The following is a 22,034-nucleotide window of genomic DNA, read 5'->3' as shown; positions in this document are numbered from 1 at the left end:
TTATGCGCTGACAAGCTTTTTTTGAATTTTAAATTTGATTGTCTAAATTAAAATCAGACAAACTATATTTGCAATAAATATAGAAGTTTTTGCTTGACCCCTGTCAAAATCCCTCTATAATCGCATTCAGATTCTCCCATAGCTCAGTCGGTAGAGCGACGGACTGTTAATCCGCAGGTCCCTGGTTCGAGCCCAGGTGGGAGAGCCAAATTCAAGAAAGCCCAAGCATTTTAGACTTGGGCTTTTTTTATTGCTTTAAGCTTTATTCACATAAAAACTTTTCATCTCCCCCTTCTCTTTCCTCCATGAAATTAGAATGATCGTGATTGATAACCATACTTCCATCAGATATGAAGGATTTTATTTTTAACTCGTACATTTTTTTAACAATTAATATTTAATATTTAATATATCCCTAAGTAGAGTTGCCTTTAAATCCACACAGTAATAGTAGACATTTAAAATTGCTTAGGCTATTTTTTAAACTTAAAAGACACTGAGCTATACTTTCGATAGATATAAAAAATTCCCCATTTTGGAGGATTTTTTTTAAGGATGCTTTAAGCAGCTTTTACTGGTACACCACTATGGAAGCGGAACATCTCATCTGGACTGAGAATCAGATTCTTTTCTACTTCACGAATATGTTCAATACGCGCCTGAATATCTTCTTTTGGATTTTTCAGTTTTGCTGTTTTCGCTACATCCATAGCGAGTGCTAGATAGTCCTCAAAATGGCGAGATTCGGATTTGAGCAGGTAACGGTAATAACGCCCAAGTTCTTCATCCACATGCGGTGCCAGTGCATAGAATCGCTCACAAGAGCGAGCTTCTACAAAGGCACCAATGACTAACACATCAATCAGCGATTCCGGTTCATAAGTACGGATTTCTTTGCGTAAGCCACCAGCATAGCGTCCTGCACTGAGACCAGTCCACTGCTGACCACGCTTGTTCATGAATTCCAACACCTGTTCATAGTGCAGCATTTCTTCGCGTACCAGCTGTGCCAGCTTTACCTGTAAGTCTACGAAAAAGCTATAACGAAACATCAGGTTCATTGCAGTACTGGCAGCTTTCTTCTCACAGTTGGCATGATCCTGCATCAGGATCTCCAGATTCTGTAAGGCTTCATCCAACCAGGCTTTAGGAGTTTCACAACCCAGGAAACCAATGACTGGCTTCATAAGTTCATCATAATCAATATTCGACATAACTTTTTAATCTTAACGTGCAGCTTTAATTGCAGCCTTCATTTGTTGTACAGCTTGTGCCAGACCAACAAAAACTGCATCTGCAATAATCGAGTGGCCAATGTTTAATTCATGAATTTGTGGAATCGCAGCGATTGGAGTGACATTATCCAGATTCAGACCATGACCTGCATTCACCACCAGACCTTTAGAAGCAGCATACTCTGCCCCTTTGATAATGCGCTCTAGTTCAGCTTTTTGTGCTTCAGGTGTTTCAGCATCCGCATAAGCACCGGTATGAATTTCAATCGTTGGTGCACCACACGCGACCGCAGCATCAATCTGGGCAAAGTCAGCATCAATAAATAGCGACACATCACAACCAATCGCAGTCAGTTCTTGAGTAGCCTTCTTTACATCTTCAAAATGGCCAACCACATCCAGACCGCCTTCAGTAGTGACTTCCTGACGTTTTTCAGGCACAAAACAGACATGATGTGGCTGAATTTCTTTAGCAAAAGCCACCATTTCATTAGTTACTGCCATTTCCAGATTCATATGCGTGGTCAATACCGGACGCATACGACGTACATCATCATCCTGGATATGACGACGGTCTTCACGTAAATGCAGGGTAATGCCCTCTGCACCCGCCTGTTCGCAGATCAATGCAGCATTGACTGGGTCTGGGTACGTCGTACCACGTGCTTGTCTTAAAGTTGCGACATGGTCAATATTGACACCAAGTAATGCAGCCATAATATTTTCCTAACTACGATTGAGATTGAGAATTTTGGATCCACAATTGTCGACTTTTGAGTGGCCGATCACCAAGTAAGGCAGTGATGACCTGTCGATAAAGCTTCGTCAATAATTGTAACTGTTCTGAATTAAAATCCCTACCATTTTCATAGTGCTGCATTGTTAAAATCTGCTGACCTGACATGGTTGAACGCAAGGCTTTAGCCGAAGGCATAAAACCTTCATTCAACTGAAAATAGTAATGTTGCACGGGATTGATTGGTGCCTGATTAGCATCGACCGAAAAATCCAGTTCATAGCCCAGTTCTTCTAATAAGATATGTTCAAACTGACGCAGAACCTGTTTTAAATAAGTATTGGGATTTTCCTGATCGGAGAGTTTTTGCAAGGCATTCAGTGTTTCGCCATATTTGGCAAAGGTCAGCGGCATTTGCACTTCAAGCGGACATAAACGCAACAGGATTTCATTCAGATAAAAACCAGAAAAGAAGGCATCACCGAAAAAAAAGATCGGCTGATTAACAATTTCTAATTTGGTGAAGTTTTTCAGTTCAGATTTGCCTGAAGCTAACAAGCTGATGGGTTGATATTGGGGTGGAGGATTTTGTCTCAGTATCCCGTCGATACGGCCATATTCCTGGGTAAATAAATGCACAATATGACTGCGATCGCGATATTTACGATGATGAATCAGGTATCCATGCAGCACTTCATTACGCATAGGCTGCTTCTTTAATCTTTATTCTTTTTTGAGTTTTTCTCGTCTTCTTCGTCATCCCCATCAGGAATGGCGGCACCCACAACAGCCGCGGTTCCTTTGACCGCGTACTTTGTGGTTTTATAGGCAACTTTGGCAGGAACGGTCACTACTTTATGAATACAGCCCTGCAAAAATAAAACACATGCAATGACTGCCAGAAATTTCATCATGATCCGTTCCCGTCCAATTTAAATGTCGCTATAACCTAGACTTTTCAGTGCCCGCTCATCATCAGACCAGCCGCCTTTGACTTTCACCCAAAGCGTTAGCATGATTTTCTGCTCGAACATTTTTTCCATGTCGACACGAGCATCCATACCGATTTTTTTCAGCTTGGAGCCTTTTTCACCAATCACAATGGCTTTCTGGCCAGCACGATCAACGAAAATAGTCGCATCAATATAAGTACATGCCGGCTTCATACGACCTGTTTTTTCGTTCAGGGTCGGCTCTTCAGTTTTGAAAGATTCGATCTGAACAGTTAAATCGTATGGCAGTTCTTCACCTAACTGACGCATGATCTTTTCACGGATAATTTCAGATGCCAGGAAGCGCTCTGAACGGTCAGTCAGCTGATCCAGTGAATATAACGGTGGCTGGAACGGTAGATAATTCGCAATCGTTGTACGCAGATGCTCAAGGTTAGCACCACGAAGTGCAGAAACCGGTACGATTTCAGCAAAGTTCATCAGCTTGGCACGTTCTTGAATCAAAGGTAATGCATGGTTTTTATTTTCTAGTGTATCAATCTTATTGATCACTAGAATGACCGGCATATCCGCATTTTTCAGCTTTTCCAAAACCAGGTCGTCGTTTGGCGTCCACTTATCTGCATCAACAACAAATAAAACCAGGTTTACATCACGCAATGCAGAATGCGCAGCGCGGTTCATCATTTTATTGATGGCACGTACTTCTTTCTTGTGCATCCCTGGAGTATCCACAAATACTGCCTGAGATTTCTCACGTGAATCAATGCCCACAATCTTGTGACGTGTGGTTTGTGGCTTACGTGAAGTAATCGAAAGTTTCTGGCCCAAAATATGGTTCATCAAGGTTGATTTGCCCACGTTTGGACGACCAACAATCGCAACAAAACCACTGCGGTAATCCGAAGGGATTTCAGTGCCTTGTTCGCTAAAAAATTGACTAATTAAGTCATTGCTGTCGCTTTGCGACTCGTGATCAGCATCGATGTGATCGGAATGAGTAGTCATTAAGACTTATGCTCCAATAGTTTTAAAATTTCTGCTGCAACTGCTTGTTCAGCAAAACGGCGACTTGAACCCTCGCCGATCAGGATAGGTAAGTCCTCAATCCGGCACTCCACTTTGAAATGCTGGTTTGGGGCATCCCCTTGAATATCTACAACCTCGTAAACTGGGAGAGGTTTCTTACGTGCTTGTAAATACTCTTGTAAGCGAGATTTAGGGTCTTTAAGCTGATCGGTCGGCTCAATATGATCTAAATACGGTTCGTACCATTTTAACACAATCGGCTCTAACACGGTGAGATCACCGCAATCGACATAGATCGCACCAATAATGGCTTCTACCGTATCTGCCAGTATAGACTCACGATGATGACCACCAGATTTCAATTCACCGGTACTGAGAATTAAATTCTGGCTCAGCTTTAAATCATTGGCGATTTTTCCTAATGCTTCCTGACGAACCAGAGTCGCACGCATACGCGTTAAACGGCCTTCATTTTCGTGTGGATAAGCAGTGAAGAGATAATTGGCAATGATCATCCCTAAAAGCGAATCGCCCAGAAATTCCAGGCGCTCGTAGTTGTGTTTATGACTGACTGAACGATGGGTCAATGCCAGTTTCAGCAAATCAGCCTGTTTAAACTGATAGCCGATCCGCTTGGCAAGACGTTCATCATTTAGCTTTGACTGTGCTTTGATCAAACTCTTTCTCAAACTTCATCACTAAATCGATATTCATTAGAAAATTCTTGCGAACTTCATAATTCTTTCTTACGACCATCGCTTGCGCATTGTCGAGAATAACATTCTGCTTAATGTCAAAATCGCGAATGTTATTCATCTCTAAACGCTTAGACAGTTCCGAATTAAATTTCTCCGGCGTGATATTTGCGGGAGCTGTTTTTAGTAGCTCCTCAATCTGGCTATCTACTAGGCGATCATCGAAATACGGCCCCCATACCGCAATTGCGATTTTTGCCAGAAAAGCAAACCCCATAATTGCAAACAATATTGCAATATACGATGCACCTTGTTGATGTCTCATTTTTATTTTCCCAATTGAAGCAATAAATTAGTCAATTGTTCCGTTTCGGCTAAACGAAGGTAATTTAAAACCTGGCTCTTTATGCATCCAGATATAGAATGCGCGACCGGTTAAATTTTCTTCCGGAACAAATCCCCAGAAGCGACTATCAGCACTCTGATCACGATTATCCCCCATCGCAAAGTACTGACCTTCTGGAACTTTTACTTCCCAATATAAACCATTTTCACCTGAATATTTACCATTTTCCACAAAGTTGATAAATGGTGCCTGACGCGCCACATTTACCCCTTCAAGCTCACGCATGGTAAAGGTATGCTTACCTAAAGTCTCTTTGTGATAAATTGATTCAGGCGTATCTAAACGGTCTTTTTCACGGCTAAATTCAACAGGAACTTTAGTGACTTTTTCACCATTAATAATCAATTGACCATGATCATAGACAATATGATCACCCGGTAAACCTACAATACGTTTGATATAGCTAATACCAGGTTGTGGTGGATAACGGAATACCGCCACTTCACCACGTTCTGGACTTCCAGTATCAATAATTTTGCTATTGATGATGGGCAGACGCACACCATAATCGAATTTATTGACCAGAATGAAGTCACCTGTTTCCAGGGTGGGCACCATGGAATCAGATGGAATATTAAAAGGCTCATATAAGAATGAACGCAGAACCAGCACAACGGTCAGCACTGGCCAGAAGTCATAAGCCCAGGTAATGATAAAATTTTCATTGCCCTTGCCTTTGGTCTGTCGCTGTTTCAGAACAAACTTATCAAGCAGCCATATTGCAATAAAAAACAGCGTGGCAGGAACAAGAATTAAATTAAAATCAAAATCCATGGGCTTATATCCTTATTATTTTAGCGTTCGACTTTTAATACGGCTAAGAACGCTTCCTGTGGGATTTCTACGCTACCCACCTGTTTCATACGTTTCTTACCTTCTTTCTGTTTAGACAGAAGTTTTTTCTTACGTGACACGTCACCACCATAACACTTCGCCAATACGTTTTTACGCATCGCTTTTACAGTAGAACGGGCAATAATTTGTGCACCAATGGCTGCCTGAATCGCGACATCAAACATTTGACGTGGAATCAGGTCTTTCATTTTTTCAACCAGGGCAATACCACGGTGACGTGCATCCTGACGGTGACAGATCATCGCCAAAGCATCCACTTTGTCACCATTGATCAGGACATCAACTTTAACCAATGATGAACTTTCAAAGCGCACAAAGTTATAGTCCAGTGAGGCAAAACCACGTGAGCAAGACTTCAGTTTGTCGAAGAAATCCATGACCACTTCAGCCATTGGAATTTCAAAGGTAATGGATACCTGATTACTCATGAACTTCATGTCTTTTTGCACACCACGGCGCTCAACACACAAGGTCATCACATTACCCAGATATTCTTGTGGTACTAAGATATGACATTCTGCAATCGGTTCACGCAGGTCTTCTACTGTTGAACCGTCTGGCATTTTTGATGGACTGTCGACATAGATCGTTTGACCATTTTTCATCACCGCTTCATAAATTACAGTCGGTGCAGATGAAATCAGATCCAGATCGTATTCACGTTCTAAACGCTCCTGTACGATCTCCATATGCAGCATACCCAAGAAGCCACAACGGAAACCAAAACCAAGTGCATCTGAACTTTCAGGTTCAAAGAACAAGGCAGAGTCGTTAATCTGTAATTTTTGCAGCGCTTCACGGAAAGGTTCAAAGTCACTGGCATCAATCGGGAACAGACCTGCATAAACCTGAGGTTTTACCTTCTTGAAACCTGGCAATACTTCAACATCTGGAGTAGAGGCAAGTGTGATCGTATCACCAACTGGCGCACCAAAGATGTCTTTAATGCCCGCAATCACAAAACCTACTTCACCCGCTTCAAGAATATCGGTTTCGGTATGCTTTGGATTGAAGATACCTACTGAAGTAATGATGTGCGTCTGACCAGTTGATTTCATCAACATCTTGTCGCCTTTACGCACACGACCCTGTTTCACACGAACTAAAGACACAACGCCCAGGTAGTTATCAAACCATGAGTCGATAATCAATGCTTGCAGCGGTGCATCACGGTCACCTGTTGGCGCAGGAATCACATTCACCAGAGTTTCCAGCACACCTTCAATACCCAGGCCTGTTTTTGCAGAACAGGTCGGTGCTTCAGTGGCTTCAATACCAATGATGTCTTCAATTTCCTGAATCACACGTTCAGGTTCAGCCTGCGGCAAGTCAATCTTGTTCAGAACTGGCAATACTTCCAGACCTTGCTCAATTGCGGTATAGCAGTTTGCAACAGACTGTGCTTCTACACCCTGTGCTGCATCTACAACCAGCAATGCACCTTCACACGCAGCAAGTGAACGCGATACTTCATAAGAGAAGTCCACGTGTCCCGGAGTATCAATGAAGTTTAGCTGATATTCCTGGCCATTCGGGTGTGTGTAGTACAAGGTCACCGATGCCGCTTTAATGGTAATCCCACGTTCGCGTTCAAGTTCCATAGAATCGAGAACCTGAGCCTGCATTTCACGATCCTGCAAACCACCACAGGTTTGAATGAATCGATCCGCCAGGGTCGATTTACCGTGGTCAATATGCGCAATAATCGAGAAGTTACGAATGTTTTTAATATCAACAGATTTTTTAGCTTGCGCCATGGGCTACCTTGAGAAAAAAACGCGCCATGCAATATAAAGGGATTGCACAACAAAAGCCGAATAGAAATTGCCGAGGATTATAGCAGAATGCAGTTACAGAAAAAGAATTATATTTTCGTCGCTCATTCCACTACTTTGTTTGCCATGAAATCGCTCTAACCAAGTTTTGGCAATATCAGAGCGATTGTCATTAAATACATACAACCACATTTAAGTCTGCTTCATTGCTGATATTTAATCTGCCAGATACAACTGACTAAAATCCAAAGGATTGATATCTGCTAATAAGGGTTGATAAGCTTGGGTAAATGTTGGTGACATCCGCTTCGGACGACCAGTGGCAATTTCCACACAGGCCCATTGCGTACTCCCTGTAAATAGTAGACTCTGATCTGCCGGGCGATAGAAGGCATATTGGCGGAATGAATAGAGTGCATTGATATCATTTAACCAAGTACGCAAAATCAGCTCATCACCTTCAAATGCTGCCTTACGATATTGCACATGATACTCAACTGCGACCATAGCATGCTTTAGTTCCAGGTACTGCTCTAGACCCAAACCGATCTGTTCAATATGCGCGGTTGCAACATCCTGCATCCACTGCACATAGACCACATTATTTACATGCCCCAAGATATCAATATGTTCTGGTTTTACTGTTAACTTCAGGTCAAAAATACCCTTCACGCGTTGCTTATCCTTTAGATCATATAGCGACTTAGAGTCTACAGATTTTATTTGCAGGGTAAATTGCCAAATATTAAAAAAACCGCCTGAGTTCAGACGGTTTTTACCAACCAATGATGCGTTTATGAGACTCGCATACCGACGATCACGCGCTGTCCTTGACGGATGAGTGTTACCCGCGCGACGCTGCCTTTGTTTAATTCAGATACAGTTTCCACAAACTGGTTACTGTTCAGAACAGTCTTTCCATTAATATTGGTCACCACATCATTCGGCATAATACGTGCTTGTGCCGCAACCCCACCTGGACGCACATCCTGAATCACTACACCACCTTTGATATCTAAACTACTCATTTCATTTGGTGTCAGGTTACGAATAGTTACCCCGATGACTGGCCCTTTATTTGGTTGCGCCTGATTGCTGGCATTCGCTGGGGTATCGTCCGGTGCTGCACTTAAAGTGGCATTGATATTACGGCGTTTGTCATCACGCAATACTTCTAACTGGATCTGCTGTTTTGGTGCAGAACGGTTTAAGTAATTCAACAATTCACTGGTACGAGAAATATCAGTCCCGTTATATTTAAGAATGACATCTCCAGCCTGTAAGCCTGCTTTGGCCGCTGGCGAGTTGGGTGCAATCTGGGTTACCAATGAACCTTCCGGCTTAGACAGCTTATAAGATTCTGCCAGATTACGGTCAATATCTTGCAAGCTTACGCCCAGATAAGAACGGGTAACTTTACCATTGCGTTTCAACTGGTCTGCCACTTCCATTGCGACATCAATTGGAATGGAGAATGACAAGCCCATATAACCGCCAGTTCCACTAAAGATACGTGAATTCACCCCGACTACTTCACCGTGCTGGTTAAACAGCGGCCCACCAGAATTCCCCGGGTTTAAAGCTACATCAGTCTGAATGAATGGCACTGCAGTTTCACCCATCATATTACGCATCTTGGCGCTGACAATTCCGGCAGAAGCCGAATAGTCAAAACCAAATGGTGAACCGATGGCGAGTACAGGCTCACCGACACGTAAACGCCCGACATCTCCCGTGCGTAACTCCGGGAAACCTGCACCATTGACCTTAAGTAAAGCCACGTCAGTACGTTCATCGCTACCTACAACTGTCGCATCAATTTCACGACGGTCATTTAAGGTAATGGTCACCTTGGATGCATTTTCAATCACATGGTGATTAGTCAGCAAATAGCCGTCTTTACTGATAAAGAAGGCGCTGCCATATCCTGTTTTTTCTTGAGGCGCACGTGGCTGAGGAATAATGACCTGATTACCAAAGAAACGGCGCAAAATATCTGGAATTTGTTGTTGTAATAGCTCTTCTTCGGACATTTTTTTAACAACATTGACACTCACCACTGCCGGACTGACTTGTGCAACCAGATTTGAAAAATCAACTGGAGTGGCTGCCCCCGCCTGCAATGCTGTCATTGTTAACGTTGCTGCAAATATTCCGTGTTTAACATCCAAGATTTTCATATATTTATTCACTCAAATGACTGATAAACCTATTTAAATTAGTTTTATCATAAACTATACAAAATTTAAGTAACGAAATGTTCTTATTCTACTTGCTGATATTATGCCATTTTTAAAGACTTAAGTTTCAGCTTTCATTACTTTTTTTCATAAATTTATGGGTAGATAAATGCTTGCCTTTTGTACAAAAAAGCGCTGTGATAGCCGGACTTTTTTTCAGTTAGCTGAATAGTCATGTCTAATTTACACACGACACATCATTTTGATGTGATTATTGTGGGCAGCGGCGGCGCCGGCTTAAGTTTAGCCTTATCTTTACCAGAACATTTTAATATTGCAGTTTTAGCCAAATCAACGCTTACGGATGCGAGTACATTTTATGCCCAGGGGGGTGTGGCAGCTGTACTTGATGAAATGGATTCTCTCGAGCAGCATATCGATGACACCATGATTGCCGGGGCACAATTGTGTGAAATGGATGCAGTCAAGCAGACCGTTGAAGGGGGCAAGCCTTCAGTCGATTTCCTGCTTAAGCATGGCGTGCAGTTCACACTAGATGAACAGGAACAACTGCATTTGACCCGTGAAGGGGGCCATTCTCAGCGCCGTATTATTCACGCAGCAGATGCTACAGGACGTGCAATTTCCACTACTTTGGTACAGCGCGCCCAAGAAAAGCAGAATATTCATATCTTTGAAAATTATATTGCGATTGATCTGATCTGCTCCAAAAAGCTTGGTCATGCAGGTGAAAACCGGGCACTCGGCCTGTATGCATTGGATGAACACACCGAACAGGTACATACTTTCCTAGCACCATTTACTGCCCTAGCCTGTGGTGGTGCAATGAAGGCGTATCTTTATACCTCCAATCCAGATATTGCCACTGGTGACGGTATTGCGATGGCTTATCGTGCCGGCTGCCGTGTCGCCAATATGGAGTTTAACCAGTTTCATCCGACCTGTTTATACCACCCGCAAGCGCGTTCATTCCTGATTACTGAAGCCATGCGTGGTGAAGGAGCATACTTACGTCTACCGGATGGTGAACGTTTCATGCTGCGTTTTGATGAACGTGCTGAACTGGCACCGCGTGACATCGTGGCGCGTGCCATTGACTATGAAATTAAACGCCTGGGGATCCGTCATGTCTGGCTGGACATTACCCATAAAGATGAAGACTTTATTAAAGAGCACTTCCCGACGCTGTATGCACGCCTATTAGAGCTGGGAATTGATATCACCAAGGAAATGATTCCGGTCGTACCCGCAGCACACTATACCTGTGGCGGTGTGGTGGTTGATGAGAATAGTCAGACTGATATTGCTGGCCTATATGCTATTGGAGAGACTTCATATACCGGCCTGCATGGCGCGAATCGTATGGCCAGTAATTCACTGCTTGAATGCTTTGTTTATGGCATGAGTGCAGCCAAGCATATTCAGGAAAATTTTAAAGCGGACCAATCCATACCTGAAGTCCCAGCCTGGGATGATTCACAGGTAACTAATCCGGATGAAGATGTAGTGATTCTGCAAAACTGGGATGAGCTGCGTCAGACCATGTGGAACTATGTAGGCATTGTCCGTACCACCAAGCGTCTGGAACGTGCCTTGCACCGGATTGAAATGCTGAAAAAAGAAATTACCGAATATTATCAGGATTATCAGGTCAGCAAAAACCTGATAGAACTGCGTAATCTGGTGCTGGTATCGGAGATGATTGTGCGCTGTGCCATGCAGCGTAAAGAATCCCGTGGTCTGCACTATACCTTGGACTATCCGGAACAGTTACCTGAGTTACGCAAAACCGTACTGATTGCCCCAAGTTTTAAAGTGGAACAGCCATTGGTGAATACAGCAGAAGTTTAAACACTTAAGTGTAAAAAACCGGATCTCATGATCCGGTTTTTATTTGCTATATATCTTGATTGCGGCTTTCAAGATTTTGAGATAAATCTAAACCCATCACTTGAGTATAAACATAACGACGGCGTGCAGTCTGATGTGAGCTCATTAAGTCTCTCTAGCAGTTTTTCCGCAAATGGATGCAGTTTCTGCTGAAATAGCTGTCCATTTTATGATCTGCGGTTGCCATTGACCTTCCCAATCTTCCGGTCAATTGTGCCTCATTATTTGCGCAGGGCCAGCTTTTGTATCGCCGTTCCAAAATTAGCTGTATAAATAAAAAATTAAAACCCACCTAATTGAATTTATTTATTTTTATCATTATGAAAAATATAGTTCTTTTATTTTATGTGATTAAGATACTGATTTAGGCGGAATCGAATAAGTTCCGGTGACATGTGCAACAGGTTCTTCCATACCTTCTGAATAGACCCAAACTTCCCCGACAATAAGCGCTTTTCCAACTTTTATCAGGCGACATTTTCCAATCAGATCACGCTGTCCATCCGGCTTACGCAAAAAATTAATATTGATATTGGTGGTGACAGCCAACCCTATCAGACCAATCTCTCCTAAAATTGCGATATACAAACCAAAGTCCGCAATCGTCATTATGGTTGGCCCAGAAATCGTACCACCTGGACGCAACTGACTATCACTCACACGGTAACGGACAGTTGAGTTTTGAAGCTGTACATTAATGACCTCACAATACTCAAGGCTTTGCGGAAATTCTACTTCTAAAAACTGCTGGATCTGTTCAAGTGTACTTTTCATAAAAAATCTTCCGTATTAAAAACAATATAGAAGATTTTTAAAGAATTGAACTGGTTTTAATCTGACTGCTCAGACCACCTGTAATTCTGCCATGGCTTGAGCAAAAACCTGCTCTGGAGCTTGAGTCGCATCGAGACGCTTCATACGTTGCGAATGACGCTGCCACAAAGTTTCATAACCGCTTCTTACTTTCTCAAAGAAAGAGACTTTCTCCTGTTCAAAACGATCCAGCGCACCACGTTCACGGGCACGGTTCATGCCTAGTTCAATTGGCGCATCCAGCCAGAAAGTGACATCTGGCATACGTGCCACGAAATTATCATTCAGTAAATTCAGCTTGGCTTCACTGAGTCCACGCCCTGCACATTGATAGGCAAAACTGGCATCAGTAAAACGGTCACACAAGACTATCTTACCTGCCTTAAGCGCAGGCAGAATAACCTGTGCTAAATGCTGTGCTCGTGCGGCATACATCAATAACAGCTCAGTGTCATTACACATGGCTTCTTCATGATTCACCGCCAGCAATAGTGAACGGATCTGTTCGGCCATCGGCGTGCCACCCGGTTCACGGGTCAACACCACTTCTTTGCCCTGTGCAACAAAATCATCATAGATACGACGAATGAGCGTGGTTTTCCCTACACCTTCAGTGCCTTCAAAGCTGATAAACATGCTCACTCCTTAATTTTTTGAACGTAAAACAGTGAGATATTCCTGCACTGCTCTATTGTGATCTTGCAGATTCGTGCTGAACTTATGCCCACCATTACCCGTTGCAACAAAGTAAATATTTTGTGAATTATCTGGATGCATCGCTGCTTCAATCGCTTTTTTGCTCGGCAGGGCAATTGGTGTTGGCGGCAAGCCTGAAATGGTATAGGTGTTATATGCTGTCGGTGTGCGCAGATCCTGACGGGTAATATTGCCTTGATATTTATCTCCCATGCCATAAATCACGGTTGGGTCAGTTTGCAAGCGCATTCCCATTTTCAGACGGCGTACAAATACACCAGACACCTGCTCCAGTTCGCTATCCAGACTGGTTTCTTTTTCAATAATCGAGGCCATAATCAGTGCTTCGTATTTATTCTGATAAGGCAAATCACTGGCACGGTTTTTCCAAGCCTCATCTAAAGACTGCATCTGATGACGATACAAATCTGTCAGAATCTTACGATCGGTTTCACCTTTGGCAAAGAAATAGGTATTCGGTGCAAATAAACCCTCAGGATGATCAAACGGAATATTTAACTCTTTCAACAATTGATCAGTTGGCAGATTTACTACTTCTTTCGTGACTAAATCATCTTTCTTTAAAGTATCGATCAGCTGTTTGAAAGTGGTACCTTCAATTACCAGAATACGGTTCATCTGGGCATTTTCCGAATTGGAAATCATTTCCAGCACCTGACGGATACTCATGCCATCGCGTACTTCATAAACACCTGCTTTCATCGTGTCATGAATGATGAAGCGCTGATAAACTTTCAAAAGGATCGGAAAGCTGACATGACCTTCTTTCGCCAGACGGTCAATAAAGCCAGAATAGGTATCCCCAGCACTGATCGCCAGCATCTGTTTTTTACCTTCAACCGGATAATCTCTAAACAGGCTGCTTTTGAGAATCACGGCCAAGATCAATACAAGACCCAAGACAACGACCAATACACCTTTAAGTGGAAAAGCTGATTTCGCTTTATTTTTCTTTTTTCGTGTGGATTTGCTGGCGGACATATTTTAAATGATCTGATGTAAATGAAGACGATGAAATAACTCAATACAGACTTCTGTATCCAGTGTTTTTTGTTCAAATTGAGTAACAATTTTCATAGGGCTCAGTGCATTGCAGAAGAATAGACTCTGAATAGAAGAAATTTCATTCAAATCCAGACTGCGCTGTTCACAAATAATGCCTTGCTGCAACATACGTTCCAGAATCTCGGCACGCATTACCCCGGTAACGCCATTATAGCGAAGTTCCGGAGTAATCCACGTGTTGTTTATCCTTAAAAAACAATTACTGCTCACCCCTTCAACAATTTCACCCTGCACATCACAAACCAGTGCTTCACTCCAACCCTGCTGATCTGCTTCCTGTTTGAGCATGACCTGCTCTAAACGATTCAGTGTTTTTAACCCAACTAATTGCGGCATACACAGACCAAGGGCAGTATTTAAGACACCACTTTCAATCTGCTCAAAGTGATGCTCATGAAGCATTTGCGGATAGTAATACAGCCAAACATCTGCTGGATGGTCTGGCAAGCTATAGCCGCGCTGGCCAATGCCCCGACTCAGAATAATTTTCAAGGTGCCGTTTAAGCTAGAAGTTAATTCACGTAATTGTTCTAAGGTTGCATCAATCAGGTTTAAGTCCGCTTGTAGCTGCATTTTCTGACTGCTTATATGCAGGCGTGATAAATGCCGTTCCTGCAGTTCAATACGGTTATTGCGAATCCGGGCTGTAGTAAAGCAGCCATCGCCATAATGAAAGGCGCGATCAAGCAAATCTATCTGATTGACTTGTTGTGCATTTTTAAAACACAGCATGATTTCCCACCTCTCAGGTCGATGTCACAGCATACAAAGCTATACTGCATCCACATATCTGTTTTACTCACATAAAATTCTTTTTTAATTATTTTTTATGTAAAAAAACTCCAGCTATTCTTGCCCCATCCAACAAAAACCAAGAACACTTGAGGCAAATATGAACGTCCGTAAATTAAAAATTGGGGTACTTGCAGCACTGATTTCAGCGACTGCATTTAGTGTGTCTGCAAAGGATTTCTTAAATGTATCCTATGACCCAACTCGCGAATTGTACGACAACTTTAACAAAGAATTCAGTGCTTACTGGAAAAAATCTACTGGCCAAGATATTAATTTTAAACAATCACATGGCGGTTCAGGCAAACAGGCACGTGCCGTGATTGATGGTCTGGATGCAGATGTCGTTACACTGGCTCTGGCAGCAGATATTGATGAAATTGCTAAACGTGGCCTGTTACCGACAGACTGGCAGAAGAAATTCCCGCAAAACTCGACACCATATACCTCAACAATTGTTTTCTTAGTCAAAAAAGGCAATCCGAAAGGCATTAAGGACTGGGGCGACCTGGTTAAACCGGGTGTAGATATTATTACGCCAAACCCGAAGACTTCTGGTGGCGCGCGCTGGAACTACCTGGCAGCTTGGGCATGGGCAAAACACCAGCCAGGGGGTAATGATGCCAAGGCACAAGAATTTGTTCGCCAGATTTATAAACAGACAAAAGTACTGGATTCTGGCGCACGTGGTGCAACAACGACATTTGCTGAACGCGGCATTGGTGATGTATTGCTGGCTTGGGAAAATGAAGCACATCTGGCACTTCGTGAACAACCCGGCAAGTTTGAAATCATCACGCCTTCTCTGTCTATTCTGGCTGAACCACCTGTGGCAATTGTAGAAAAGAATGCCAAGAAAGATGGTAATGAAAATCTGGCTAAAGCCTACCTCAACTATCTGTACTCACCTGCTGGCCAAGCCGTTGCAGCAAAGAACTTCTACCGTCCTCGTAATGCAGCCGTGTTAAAGCAATACAGTCATGTATTTAAATCACTAAAACTGGTTACGATTGATAAAGAATTTGGAGGCTGGACTAAGGTTCAGAAGCAACACTTTGACAATGGCGGTATCTTTGACCAGATCGTAAAAGCAAACAGTGCAAAATAAAGTCTTATAAATGCAGCGTTAATGGCCTTATTTAATGAGGCTATTTTTGTTTCAGATACGTACTTACCCACTTATCTTTTATTTTCATATAAAATTCATTTTTAATTATTTTTTATGCATAAAGAATAAGTTTATTCTTCACTCATGTTACAAAACGTGTAAGAGTTTGAGGTTCACATGAGCATTACAACAAAATTAAAAATTGGGGTTTTGGCTGCTGTTGTTTCAGCAACTTCTTTTGGTGCAGCAGCGCGGGATTTTCTGAATGTCTCTTATGATCCGACGCGTGAACTCTATGAAGACGTCAACAAAGAATTTGGCAAATACTGGAAAAGCCGTACGGGCCAAACTATTAACTTTAAACAGTCACATGGTGGTTCTGGTAAACAGGCACGTGCCGTAATTGATGGTCTGGAAGCTGATGTAGTGACATTAGCACTGGCTGCTGATATCGACGTTATTGCAGAAAAAGCCAAATTACTCCCTGCGGATTGGCAAAAAAAATTGCCTCACAACTCTACACCGTATACATCAACCATCGTATTCCTGGTGCGTAAAGGCAATCCAAAGAATATTAAAGACTGGGGCGATCTGGTTAAACCTAATGTCGCAATCATTACACCAAATCCAAAAACCTCTGGTGGGGCGCGTTGGAATTATCTGGCAGCGTGGGCTTATGCAAAACACCTCCCAGGCGGTAATGATGCCAAAGCACAAGAATTTGTTCGCAAAATCTATAAGCAGACCAAAGTCCTAGATTCAGGTGCACGTGGTTCAACAACGACATTTGCTGAACGCGGTATCGGTGACGTATTACTGGCTTGGGAAAATGAAGCGCATCTAGCACTTCGTGAACAACCCGGCAAGTTTGAAATCATCACACCTTCTTTGTCTATTCTGGCTGAGCCACCAGTTGCGATCGTAGAAAAAACAGTAGCGAAAAAAGGCAACAAATACCTGGCACAGGGTTACCTGAACTTCCTCTACTCACCACTAGGTCAAGAAATTTCAGCACGTAACTTCTACCGCCCACGCAATGAAAAAGTACTGGCAAAGTACAGTCAGGTCTTCAAGCCACTAAAACTGGTGACTATTGATCAGGAATTTGGTGGTTGGGACAAAGTGCAAAAGGCTCACTTTGAAAATGGCGGCATTTTCGATCAAATCGTGAAAGCCAATACAGCAAAATAAGTTTTGCATTGAACAGATAAGGAGCATTCGCATGATACATACCCTCATTGTTCCAGGTGTAGGTGGCAGTGAACATGATCACTGGCAATCCTGGTTGCAACGTGGTCTGATGCAATGCTCCCGTGTTCAACAGCAAGACTGGAACCATCCGGCACTGAGTAGCTGGGTAGCGCAGTTTGTCAAATCTGTACAGCAAATTGAAGATGATATTGAAATCGTAGCGCACAGCTTTGGCTGCCTGACCAGTCTTGCAGCACTTGACCAGCATCCAGAACTTTGTCGAAAAATTAAAAAGCTGGTTCTGGTGGCTCCGGCCAATCCGGCCCGTTTTGGTGAAAATGGCTTTGTACGTGATAGCCAAACAGATTACAGCGCTTATTTCCATCAGCTCAAGCTTCAGGTTCCGACCATCATGCTGATCAGTGAAAATGATCCTTGGCTGAGTTTTGAAGATGCACATGCTTTTGCCCGATCCTGGAAAATTCAGCCGGTTAATCTGGGCGCCGTCGGTCATGTCAATGTTGCTTCGGGCTTTGGCCCCTTCCCTGAAATTAAACAATACCTAAATTCAGAGATGCCGATGCAACATATCAGTAATACTGATGAAGGCAAGTATTTTTTTAAATTTGCATTTTAGATGTTGCAAATTATGCTTGTCGCAAATTTCATTTTTAATATTCGCTGGTTGTATTCAATCAGCATTCTCTCTTTTGAGGAGTAATCATGTCGCAGCGATCCCGAGTGCTGCCAGGATTTGGTCTATCTCTAGGCTTTACCCTAGCGTATTTGTCATTAATCGTTCTTATTCCGCTGTCTGCCGTATTTATTAAATCGCTTGGCATCGGCTGGGATGGCTTATGGGAAATCCTGAGCTCTGAACGTATTCTCAAGTCACTTCAGCTGAGTTTTAGTGCCGCCATTATCGCAGCCCTGATCAATGTTGTTTTTGGTCTGTTACTGGCTTGGTGTCTGGTACGTTATAGCTTCCCAGGTAAACGTATTATTGATGCTCTAGTGGATTTACCATTTGCCCTGCCAACTGCCGTAGCCGGTATTGCATTAACTTCACTGTATGCACCTACAGGCTGGATCGGTCAGTATCTGGAACCAATAGGTATTCAAGTGGCTTATACCCCAATAGGTATTACGCTGGCGCTGATCTTTATTGGCATTCCTTTTGTGGTGCGTACGGTTCAGCCGGTGCTGTCTGATCTGGAAACTGAACTTGAGGAAGCTGCTTCTGCGCTCGGGGCAAACCGCTTCCAAATCGTGACCAAAATTATTTTCCCGATTCTGCTACCCGCATTGATTACAGGCTTTGCCCTGGCATTTGCACGTGGCGTGGGTGAATACGGTTCGGTCATCTTTATTGCCGGTAACCAGCCGTTTAAAACGGAAATTGCTCCACTCATGATTATCTCGCGTCTGGAAGAATATGACTATGCGGGTGCAACCACGATTGCTGTCGTGATGCTATTGATTTCATTTGTGATGCTGTTCCTGATTAACTTGTTACAAGCTTGGGCTAGCCGTCGCACAGGGAGAACTGCACGATGAGTTTAAATACCAACAGCAATGCACTTGCTGAAAAGCTGCAATCCCGTGATGCAACTCGCGAGCCAAAATGGGTACGTTATACCCTGCTCACAATTGCGCTAATCTTCTTTTTAAGCTGCCTGATTCTGCCGCTGGTATTGGTCTTTGTTGAAGCATTCAAGCAAGGCGTGGGGGTATATACTCAGGCACTGGTTCATCCAGACACATTATCTGCGGTAAAACTAACACTATTAACTGCTGCAATTGCAGTACCGTTAAACGTGGTATTTGGTGTGGCTGCTGCCTGGTCAGTGGCGAAGTTTAACTTCCCGGGCAAGTCCATTCTGACCACGATTATCGATATACCCTTCTCGGTATCACCGGTCATCGCCGGTATGATGCTAGTGCTGATTTTCGGTACCCAAGGCTGGATGGGCAGCTGGTTAATGGATAATGACATTAAGATCCTGTATGCCGTACCCGCAATTGTTTTGGCCACCATCTTTATTACGGTACCTTTCGTAGCGCGTGAATTGATTCCTTTAATGGAAGCTCAAGGCACCGAAGAGGAAGAAGCTGCTATTGTACTCGGTGCATCAGGCTGGAAAACCTTCTGGAAAGTGACCCTGCCAAATATTAAATGGGGTCTAATCTATGGCGTAATTCTGTGTAATGCACGTGCCATGGGTGAGTTCGGCGCGGTATCGGTAGTATCCGGTCATATCCGCGGTGAAACCAATACTTTGCCGCTACATGTCGAAATTCTCTATAACGAATATACCTTTAGTGCTGCGTTTGCTGTGTCTTCGCTCCTGGCTCTCCTCGCAATTGTAACCCTGGTGCTTAAAACCTGGGTAGAAATGCGTCAGGAAAAACAAAACAAACGTAATGACGATTTAACAGTTTCTTAAGGAATGCCTACATGAGTATTCAAGTTAAAAATATTGAAAAACACTTTGGTGCATTCCATGCACTGAATAATATTTCTTTGGATTTCCCGGATGGCCAGTTAGTAGCTCTTTTGGGTCCTTCAGGCTGTGGTAAAACCACCCTGCTGCGTATTATCGCTGGTCTTGAATCTGCAGATGGTGGTCAGGTCATTCTGGAAGGTCAGGATGCAACCAACGTCCATGTGCGTGAACGTGAAGTCGGTTTTGTCTTCCAGCACTATGCGTTGTTCCGTCATATGACAGTGTATGACAACGTGGCATTTGGTTTACGTGTTCGCCCACGTTCAACCCGTCCATCAGAGACTGAAATCAAGAAACGTGTTACCCGTTTACTGGATCTGGTTCAACTGGGCTTTCTGGCAGATCGCTACCCTGCTCAATTATCTGGTGGTCAGCGTCAGCGTATTGCGCTTGCGCGTGCCCTAGCGGTTGAACCACGCGTACTATTACTAGATGAACCTTTTGGTGCGCTAGATGCGAAAGTGCGTAAAGAACTGCGTCGCTGGTTACGTACCCTGCATGATGAGCTGCATATCACTTCTATCTTCGTGACGCACGACCAGGAAGAAGCACTGGAAGTTGCAGATCAAATCGTGGTGATGAACAAAGGTAATGTCGAACAGATTGGTTCACCACGTGAAGTATATGAAACCCCGAAAACGCCATTCGTGTTCGACTTCTTGGGTCAAGCCAACCGTTTCGAAGGTCAAAATAATGGCGGCATCATTCAGTTGGGTGAAGATCGCATCCAGTTTGCTGCGGCACAACAACATCCACAAGGTGATGTCATTGTATTCGCCCGCCCTGATGAACTGCGTATCTCCGCTCAGCCACAGGACAATGCAATTCAGGCGACCTTTATTCGTGAATTATGGATTGCCGGTAAAGTCGTTGCAGAACTGAATGACCGTCAGGGTAACCTGATTGAAATTTCACTAACACCGGAAGAAGCGCGAGCGCATCAATTCCGACCAAATCAGACTGTATGGTTAAGTCCACTTAACCTGCATTTATTTGCGAATCAGGTTGCTTAAGACACATTCAGATGGGGCCATTTCAGCCCCATCCGCTTATAGGGTATATAGAAAATGAATTTCCAACAATTAAGAATTATTCGAGAAACTGTTCGTCAAAACTTTAATTTAACTGAAGCTTCTGCAGCACTGTATACCTCACAATCGGGTGTGAGTAAGCATATTAAAGACCTGGAAGATGAACTTGGTGTACAGTTGTTCATCCGTAAAGGTAAGCGTCTACTCGGTCTGACTGAACCAGGTCAGGCACTGCTCGGAATTGTGGAACGCATGCTGGTCGATGCTGACAATATCAAACGTCTGGCAGATGACTTTAACAAGGTTGATGAAGGGACATTGACCATTGCGACAACGCATACCCAGGCACGTTATGTATTACCGCCGATCGTAAATCAATTCAAAAAAGAATTTCCAAAAGTTCATCTGATTCTGCAACAGGCCAGTCCGGTTGAAATTACCGAAATGCTGCTACAAGGTGAAGCAGACATCGGGATTGCGACTGAAGCCTTAACGACTGAAGATAACCTGGCCAGTGTGCCGTACTATAACTGGCAACACAGCATTATCACGCCTCAAAACCACCCATTAACCAAGAAAGATAATATACGTATTGAAGATCTGGCGAATTATCCGATCATCACTTATCACGGTGGTTTTACAGGCCGTTCTAAAATCGATACCGCTTTTGAAGAAGCAGGTTTTGATGTGGATATCGTAATGTCCGCCCTAGATGCCGACGTAATCAAAACTTATGTAGAGCTGAATATGGGTGTCGGTATTGTCAATGATGTGGCATACGACCCAGAACGTGATTATCGCTTAAAACAGATTAAAACTGATATTTTTGGTGTAAATACAACATGGATTGCTGTACGTAAAGGCCATTTATTACGTGGTTATGGCTACGAATTTATCTCGCTTTGCTCTCCAGATGCAGACATTCGAGCACTAAAAAAAGTAGCTTATCCGGATGACTAATTTAAAAATTTAAATAGATGAAATGAGGCTTTTTAGCCTCATTTTTATGCTTGTTTCAACTAAGTATGTTTGAAA

At 43.2% G+C, this 22,034-nt stretch carries 23 protein-coding genes and 1 tRNA gene; 9 read left to right on the top strand and 15 right to left on the bottom strand.

The window, feature by feature from the left end:
* Window positions 1–132: 132 nt before the first annotated feature.
* Window positions 133–208 (top strand) — tRNA-Asn (locus HADU_RS15055).
* A gap of 352 nt (window positions 209–560) precedes the next feature.
* On the opposite strand, the gene HADU_RS15050 is transcribed toward HADU_RS15055, so the two are convergent.
* The 11 genes from HADU_RS15050 to HADU_RS15000 all read right to left on the bottom strand — a co-directional run bounded on the left by HADU_RS15050 (window position 561) and on the right by HADU_RS15000 (window position 9,864).
* On the bottom strand, window positions 561–1,214 hold the full coding sequence (locus HADU_RS15050; protein WP_008307646.1) for a tRNA-(ms[2]io[6]A)-hydroxylase: 654 nt from the start codon (window positions 1,212–1,214) through the stop codon (window positions 561–563).
* A gap of 12 nt (window positions 1,215–1,226) precedes the next feature.
* The gene (pdxJ, locus tag HADU_RS15045) at window positions 1,227–1,952 is read right to left on the bottom strand and encodes a pyridoxine 5'-phosphate synthase (RefSeq protein ID WP_008307644.1); all 726 of its coding nucleotides are present in this window, start codon (window positions 1,950–1,952) and stop codon (window positions 1,227–1,229) included.
* A 13-nt stretch (window positions 1,953–1,965) separates the two neighbouring features.
* Window positions 1,966–2,676 (bottom strand): DNA repair protein RecO, encoded by a 711-nt coding sequence (gene recO / locus HADU_RS15040; RefSeq protein WP_008307643.1) that lies wholly within the window; start codon window positions 2,674–2,676, stop codon window positions 1,966–1,968.
* An 11-nt stretch (window positions 2,677–2,687) separates the two neighbouring features.
* Window positions 2,688–2,885 carry an NF038104 family lipoprotein gene (locus HADU_RS15035; protein ID WP_034593121.1) on the bottom strand — a complete coding sequence of 66 codons (198 nt, stop codon included), beginning with the start codon at window positions 2,883–2,885 and terminating at the stop codon, window positions 2,688–2,690.
* Between the two features lie 18 nt (window positions 2,886–2,903).
* Window positions 2,904–3,932, bottom strand: coding sequence for a GTPase Era (gene era / locus HADU_RS15030; protein ID WP_008307641.1), 1,029 nt, complete (start codon window positions 3,930–3,932; stop codon window positions 2,904–2,906).
* A complete protein-coding gene (gene rnc / locus HADU_RS15025) occupies window positions 3,932–4,630 on the bottom strand; it encodes a ribonuclease III (RefSeq protein ID WP_004815197.1) in 699 nt (232 codons plus the stop codon). Before rnc ends, era begins: the two co-directional genes overlap by 1 nt.
* Entirely contained in the window at window positions 4,602–4,973 is a 372-nt protein-coding gene (locus tag HADU_RS15020; protein WP_004815195.1) for a DUF4845 domain-containing protein, read from the bottom strand. The genes rnc and HADU_RS15020 overlap by 29 nt, the downstream gene beginning before the upstream one ends.
* A 27-nt stretch (window positions 4,974–5,000) precedes the next feature.
* Window positions 5,001–5,828, bottom strand: coding sequence for a signal peptidase I (gene lepB / locus HADU_RS15015; protein ID WP_008307639.1), 828 nt, complete (start codon window positions 5,826–5,828; stop codon window positions 5,001–5,003).
* Between the two features lie 20 nt (window positions 5,829–5,848).
* On the bottom strand, window positions 5,849–7,666 hold the full coding sequence (gene lepA, locus HADU_RS15010) for a translation elongation factor 4 (RefSeq protein ID WP_004815191.1): 1,818 nt from the start codon (window positions 7,664–7,666) through the stop codon (window positions 5,849–5,851).
* 234 nt (window positions 7,667–7,900) lie between these two features.
* Complete coding sequence (locus HADU_RS15005) at window positions 7,901–8,356, bottom strand: acyl-CoA thioesterase (RefSeq protein ID WP_004815189.1); 456 nt, start codon at window positions 8,354–8,356, stop codon at window positions 7,901–7,903.
* Between the two features lie 122 nt (window positions 8,357–8,478).
* Window positions 8,479–9,864: a Do family serine endopeptidase gene (locus HADU_RS15000; RefSeq protein WP_004815187.1), complete on the bottom strand. Its 1,386-nt coding sequence runs from the start codon at window positions 9,862–9,864 to the stop codon at window positions 8,479–8,481.
* Between the two features lie 228 nt (window positions 9,865–10,092).
* Here HADU_RS15000 and nadB point away from each other — a divergent pair, with 228 nt between their 5' ends.
* The gene (nadB, locus tag HADU_RS14995) at window positions 10,093–11,736 is read left to right on the top strand and encodes an L-aspartate oxidase (protein ID WP_171056686.1); all 1,644 of its coding nucleotides are present in this window, start codon (window positions 10,093–10,095) and stop codon (window positions 11,734–11,736) included.
* Between the two features lie 390 nt (window positions 11,737–12,126).
* On the opposite strand, the gene HADU_RS14990 is transcribed toward nadB, so the two are convergent.
* The 4 genes from HADU_RS14990 to pabC all read right to left on the bottom strand — a co-directional run bounded on the left by HADU_RS14990 (window position 12,127) and on the right by pabC (window position 15,102).
* Window positions 12,127–12,549 (bottom strand): PaaI family thioesterase, encoded by a 423-nt coding sequence (locus HADU_RS14990; RefSeq protein ID WP_008307632.1) that lies wholly within the window; start codon window positions 12,547–12,549, stop codon window positions 12,127–12,129.
* A 69-nt stretch (window positions 12,550–12,618) separates the two neighbouring features.
* Window positions 12,619–13,224, bottom strand: coding sequence for a dTMP kinase (gene tmk, locus HADU_RS14985; RefSeq protein WP_008307630.1), 606 nt, complete (start codon window positions 13,222–13,224; stop codon window positions 12,619–12,621).
* A gap of 9 nt (window positions 13,225–13,233) precedes the next feature.
* Window positions 13,234–14,286 carry an endolytic transglycosylase MltG gene (mltG, locus tag HADU_RS14980; protein WP_008307628.1) on the bottom strand — a complete coding sequence of 351 codons (1,053 nt, stop codon included), beginning with the start codon at window positions 14,284–14,286 and terminating at the stop codon, window positions 13,234–13,236.
* A 3-nt stretch (window positions 14,287–14,289) separates the two neighbouring features.
* A complete protein-coding gene (pabC, locus tag HADU_RS14975) occupies window positions 14,290–15,102 on the bottom strand; it encodes an aminodeoxychorismate lyase (protein WP_004815176.1) in 813 nt (270 codons plus the stop codon).
* A 160-nt stretch (window positions 15,103–15,262) separates the two neighbouring features.
* Between pabC and HADU_RS14970 the strand changes: the two genes are divergently transcribed.
* The 7 genes from HADU_RS14970 (at window position 15,263) to HADU_RS14940 (ending at window position 21,959) form a co-directional block, all read left to right on the top strand.
* Window positions 15,263–16,270, top strand: a complete 1,008-nt coding sequence (locus HADU_RS14970; protein ID WP_004815174.1) for a sulfate ABC transporter substrate-binding protein — start codon at window positions 15,263–15,265, stop codon at window positions 16,268–16,270.
* A gap of 177 nt (window positions 16,271–16,447) precedes the next feature.
* On the top strand, window positions 16,448–17,461 hold the full coding sequence (locus tag HADU_RS14965) for a sulfate ABC transporter substrate-binding protein (protein ID WP_004815172.1): 1,014 nt from the start codon (window positions 16,448–16,450) through the stop codon (window positions 17,459–17,461).
* Between the two features lie 31 nt (window positions 17,462–17,492).
* Entirely contained in the window at window positions 17,493–18,098 is a 606-nt protein-coding gene (locus HADU_RS14960; protein WP_008307625.1) for an RBBP9/YdeN family alpha/beta hydrolase, read from the top strand.
* Between the two features lie 86 nt (window positions 18,099–18,184).
* Window positions 18,185–19,018 (top strand): sulfate ABC transporter permease subunit CysT, encoded by an 834-nt coding sequence (gene cysT, locus HADU_RS14955; protein ID WP_004815168.1) that lies wholly within the window; start codon window positions 18,185–18,187, stop codon window positions 19,016–19,018.
* Window positions 19,015–19,908, top strand: a complete 894-nt coding sequence (gene cysW, locus HADU_RS14950; RefSeq protein ID WP_004892240.1) for a sulfate ABC transporter permease subunit CysW — start codon at window positions 19,015–19,017, stop codon at window positions 19,906–19,908. Before cysT ends, cysW begins: the two co-directional genes overlap by 4 nt.
* An 11-nt stretch (window positions 19,909–19,919) precedes the next feature.
* Window positions 19,920–20,981, top strand: a complete 1,062-nt coding sequence (locus HADU_RS14945) for a sulfate/molybdate ABC transporter ATP-binding protein (RefSeq protein ID WP_004815165.1) — start codon at window positions 19,920–19,922, stop codon at window positions 20,979–20,981.
* Window positions 20,982–21,035: 54 nt separating this feature from the next.
* Window positions 21,036–21,959, top strand: coding sequence for a CysB family HTH-type transcriptional regulator (locus HADU_RS14940; RefSeq protein WP_004815164.1), 924 nt, complete (start codon window positions 21,036–21,038; stop codon window positions 21,957–21,959).
* The last annotated feature ends 75 nt before the right edge of the window (window positions 21,960–22,034 follow it).

Source organism: Acinetobacter sp. HA (assembly GCF_000264725.1).
Lineage (GTDB): Bacteria > Pseudomonadota > Gammaproteobacteria > Pseudomonadales > Moraxellaceae > Acinetobacter > Acinetobacter schindleri.
This window is presented reverse-complemented; position numbering and strand designations above follow the sequence as displayed.

What these genes read in the sequence shown, in the direction of transcription:
- HADU_RS15050 (WP_008307646.1), bottom strand. Translation starts at nt 1,214, where the DNA reads ATGTCGAATATTGATTATGATGAACTTATGAAGCCAGTCATTGGTTTC.
- pdxJ (WP_008307644.1), bottom strand. Translation starts at nt 1,952, where the DNA reads ATGGCTGCATTACTTGGTGTCAATATTGACCATGTCGCAACTTTAAGA.
- recO (WP_008307643.1), bottom strand. Translation starts at nt 2,676, where the DNA reads ATGCGTAATGAAGTGCTGCATGGATACCTGATTCATCATCGTAAATAT.
- HADU_RS15035 (WP_034593121.1), bottom strand. Translation starts at nt 2,885, where the DNA reads ATGATGAAATTTCTGGCAGTCATTGCATGTGTTTTATTTTTGCAGGGC.
- era (WP_008307641.1), bottom strand. Translation starts at nt 3,932, where the DNA reads ATGACTACTCATTCCGATCACATCGATGCTGATCACGAGTCGCAAAGC.
- HADU_RS15020 (WP_004815195.1), bottom strand. Translation starts at nt 4,973, where the DNA reads ATGAGACATCAACAAGGTGCATCGTATATTGCAATATTGTTTGCAATT.
- lepB (WP_008307639.1), bottom strand. Translation starts at nt 5,828, where the DNA reads ATGGATTTTGATTTTAATTTAATTCTTGTTCCTGCCACGCTGTTTTTT.
- lepA (WP_004815191.1), bottom strand. Translation starts at nt 7,666, where the DNA reads ATGGCGCAAGCTAAAAAATCTGTTGATATTAAAAACATTCGTAACTTC.
- HADU_RS15000 (WP_004815187.1), bottom strand. Translation starts at nt 9,864, where the DNA reads ATGAAAATCTTGGATGTTAAACACGGAATATTTGCAGCAACGTTAACA.
- HADU_RS14990 (WP_008307632.1), bottom strand. Translation starts at nt 12,549, where the DNA reads ATGAAAAGTACACTTGAACAGATCCAGCAGTTTTTAGAAGTAGAATTT.
- tmk (WP_008307630.1), bottom strand. Translation starts at nt 13,224, where the DNA reads ATGTTTATCAGCTTTGAAGGCACTGAAGGTGTAGGGAAAACCACGCTC.
- mltG (WP_008307628.1), bottom strand. Translation starts at nt 14,286, where the DNA reads ATGTCCGCCAGCAAATCCACACGAAAAAAGAAAAATAAAGCGAAATCA.
- pabC (WP_004815176.1), bottom strand. Translation starts at nt 15,102, where the DNA reads ATGCTGTGTTTTAAAAATGCACAACAAGTCAATCAGATAGATTTGCTT.
- HADU_RS14970 (WP_004815174.1), top strand. Translation starts at nt 15,263, where the DNA reads ATGAACGTCCGTAAATTAAAAATTGGGGTACTTGCAGCACTGATTTCA.
- HADU_RS14965 (WP_004815172.1), top strand. Translation starts at nt 16,448, where the DNA reads ATGAGCATTACAACAAAATTAAAAATTGGGGTTTTGGCTGCTGTTGTT.
- HADU_RS14960 (WP_008307625.1), top strand. Translation starts at nt 17,493, where the DNA reads ATGATACATACCCTCATTGTTCCAGGTGTAGGTGGCAGTGAACATGAT.
- cysT (WP_004815168.1), top strand. Translation starts at nt 18,185, where the DNA reads ATGTCGCAGCGATCCCGAGTGCTGCCAGGATTTGGTCTATCTCTAGGC.
- cysW (WP_004892240.1), top strand. Translation starts at nt 19,015, where the DNA reads ATGAGTTTAAATACCAACAGCAATGCACTTGCTGAAAAGCTGCAATCC.
- HADU_RS14945 (WP_004815165.1), top strand. Translation starts at nt 19,920, where the DNA reads ATGAGTATTCAAGTTAAAAATATTGAAAAACACTTTGGTGCATTCCAT.
- HADU_RS14940 (WP_004815164.1), top strand. Translation starts at nt 21,036, where the DNA reads ATGAATTTCCAACAATTAAGAATTATTCGAGAAACTGTTCGTCAAAAC.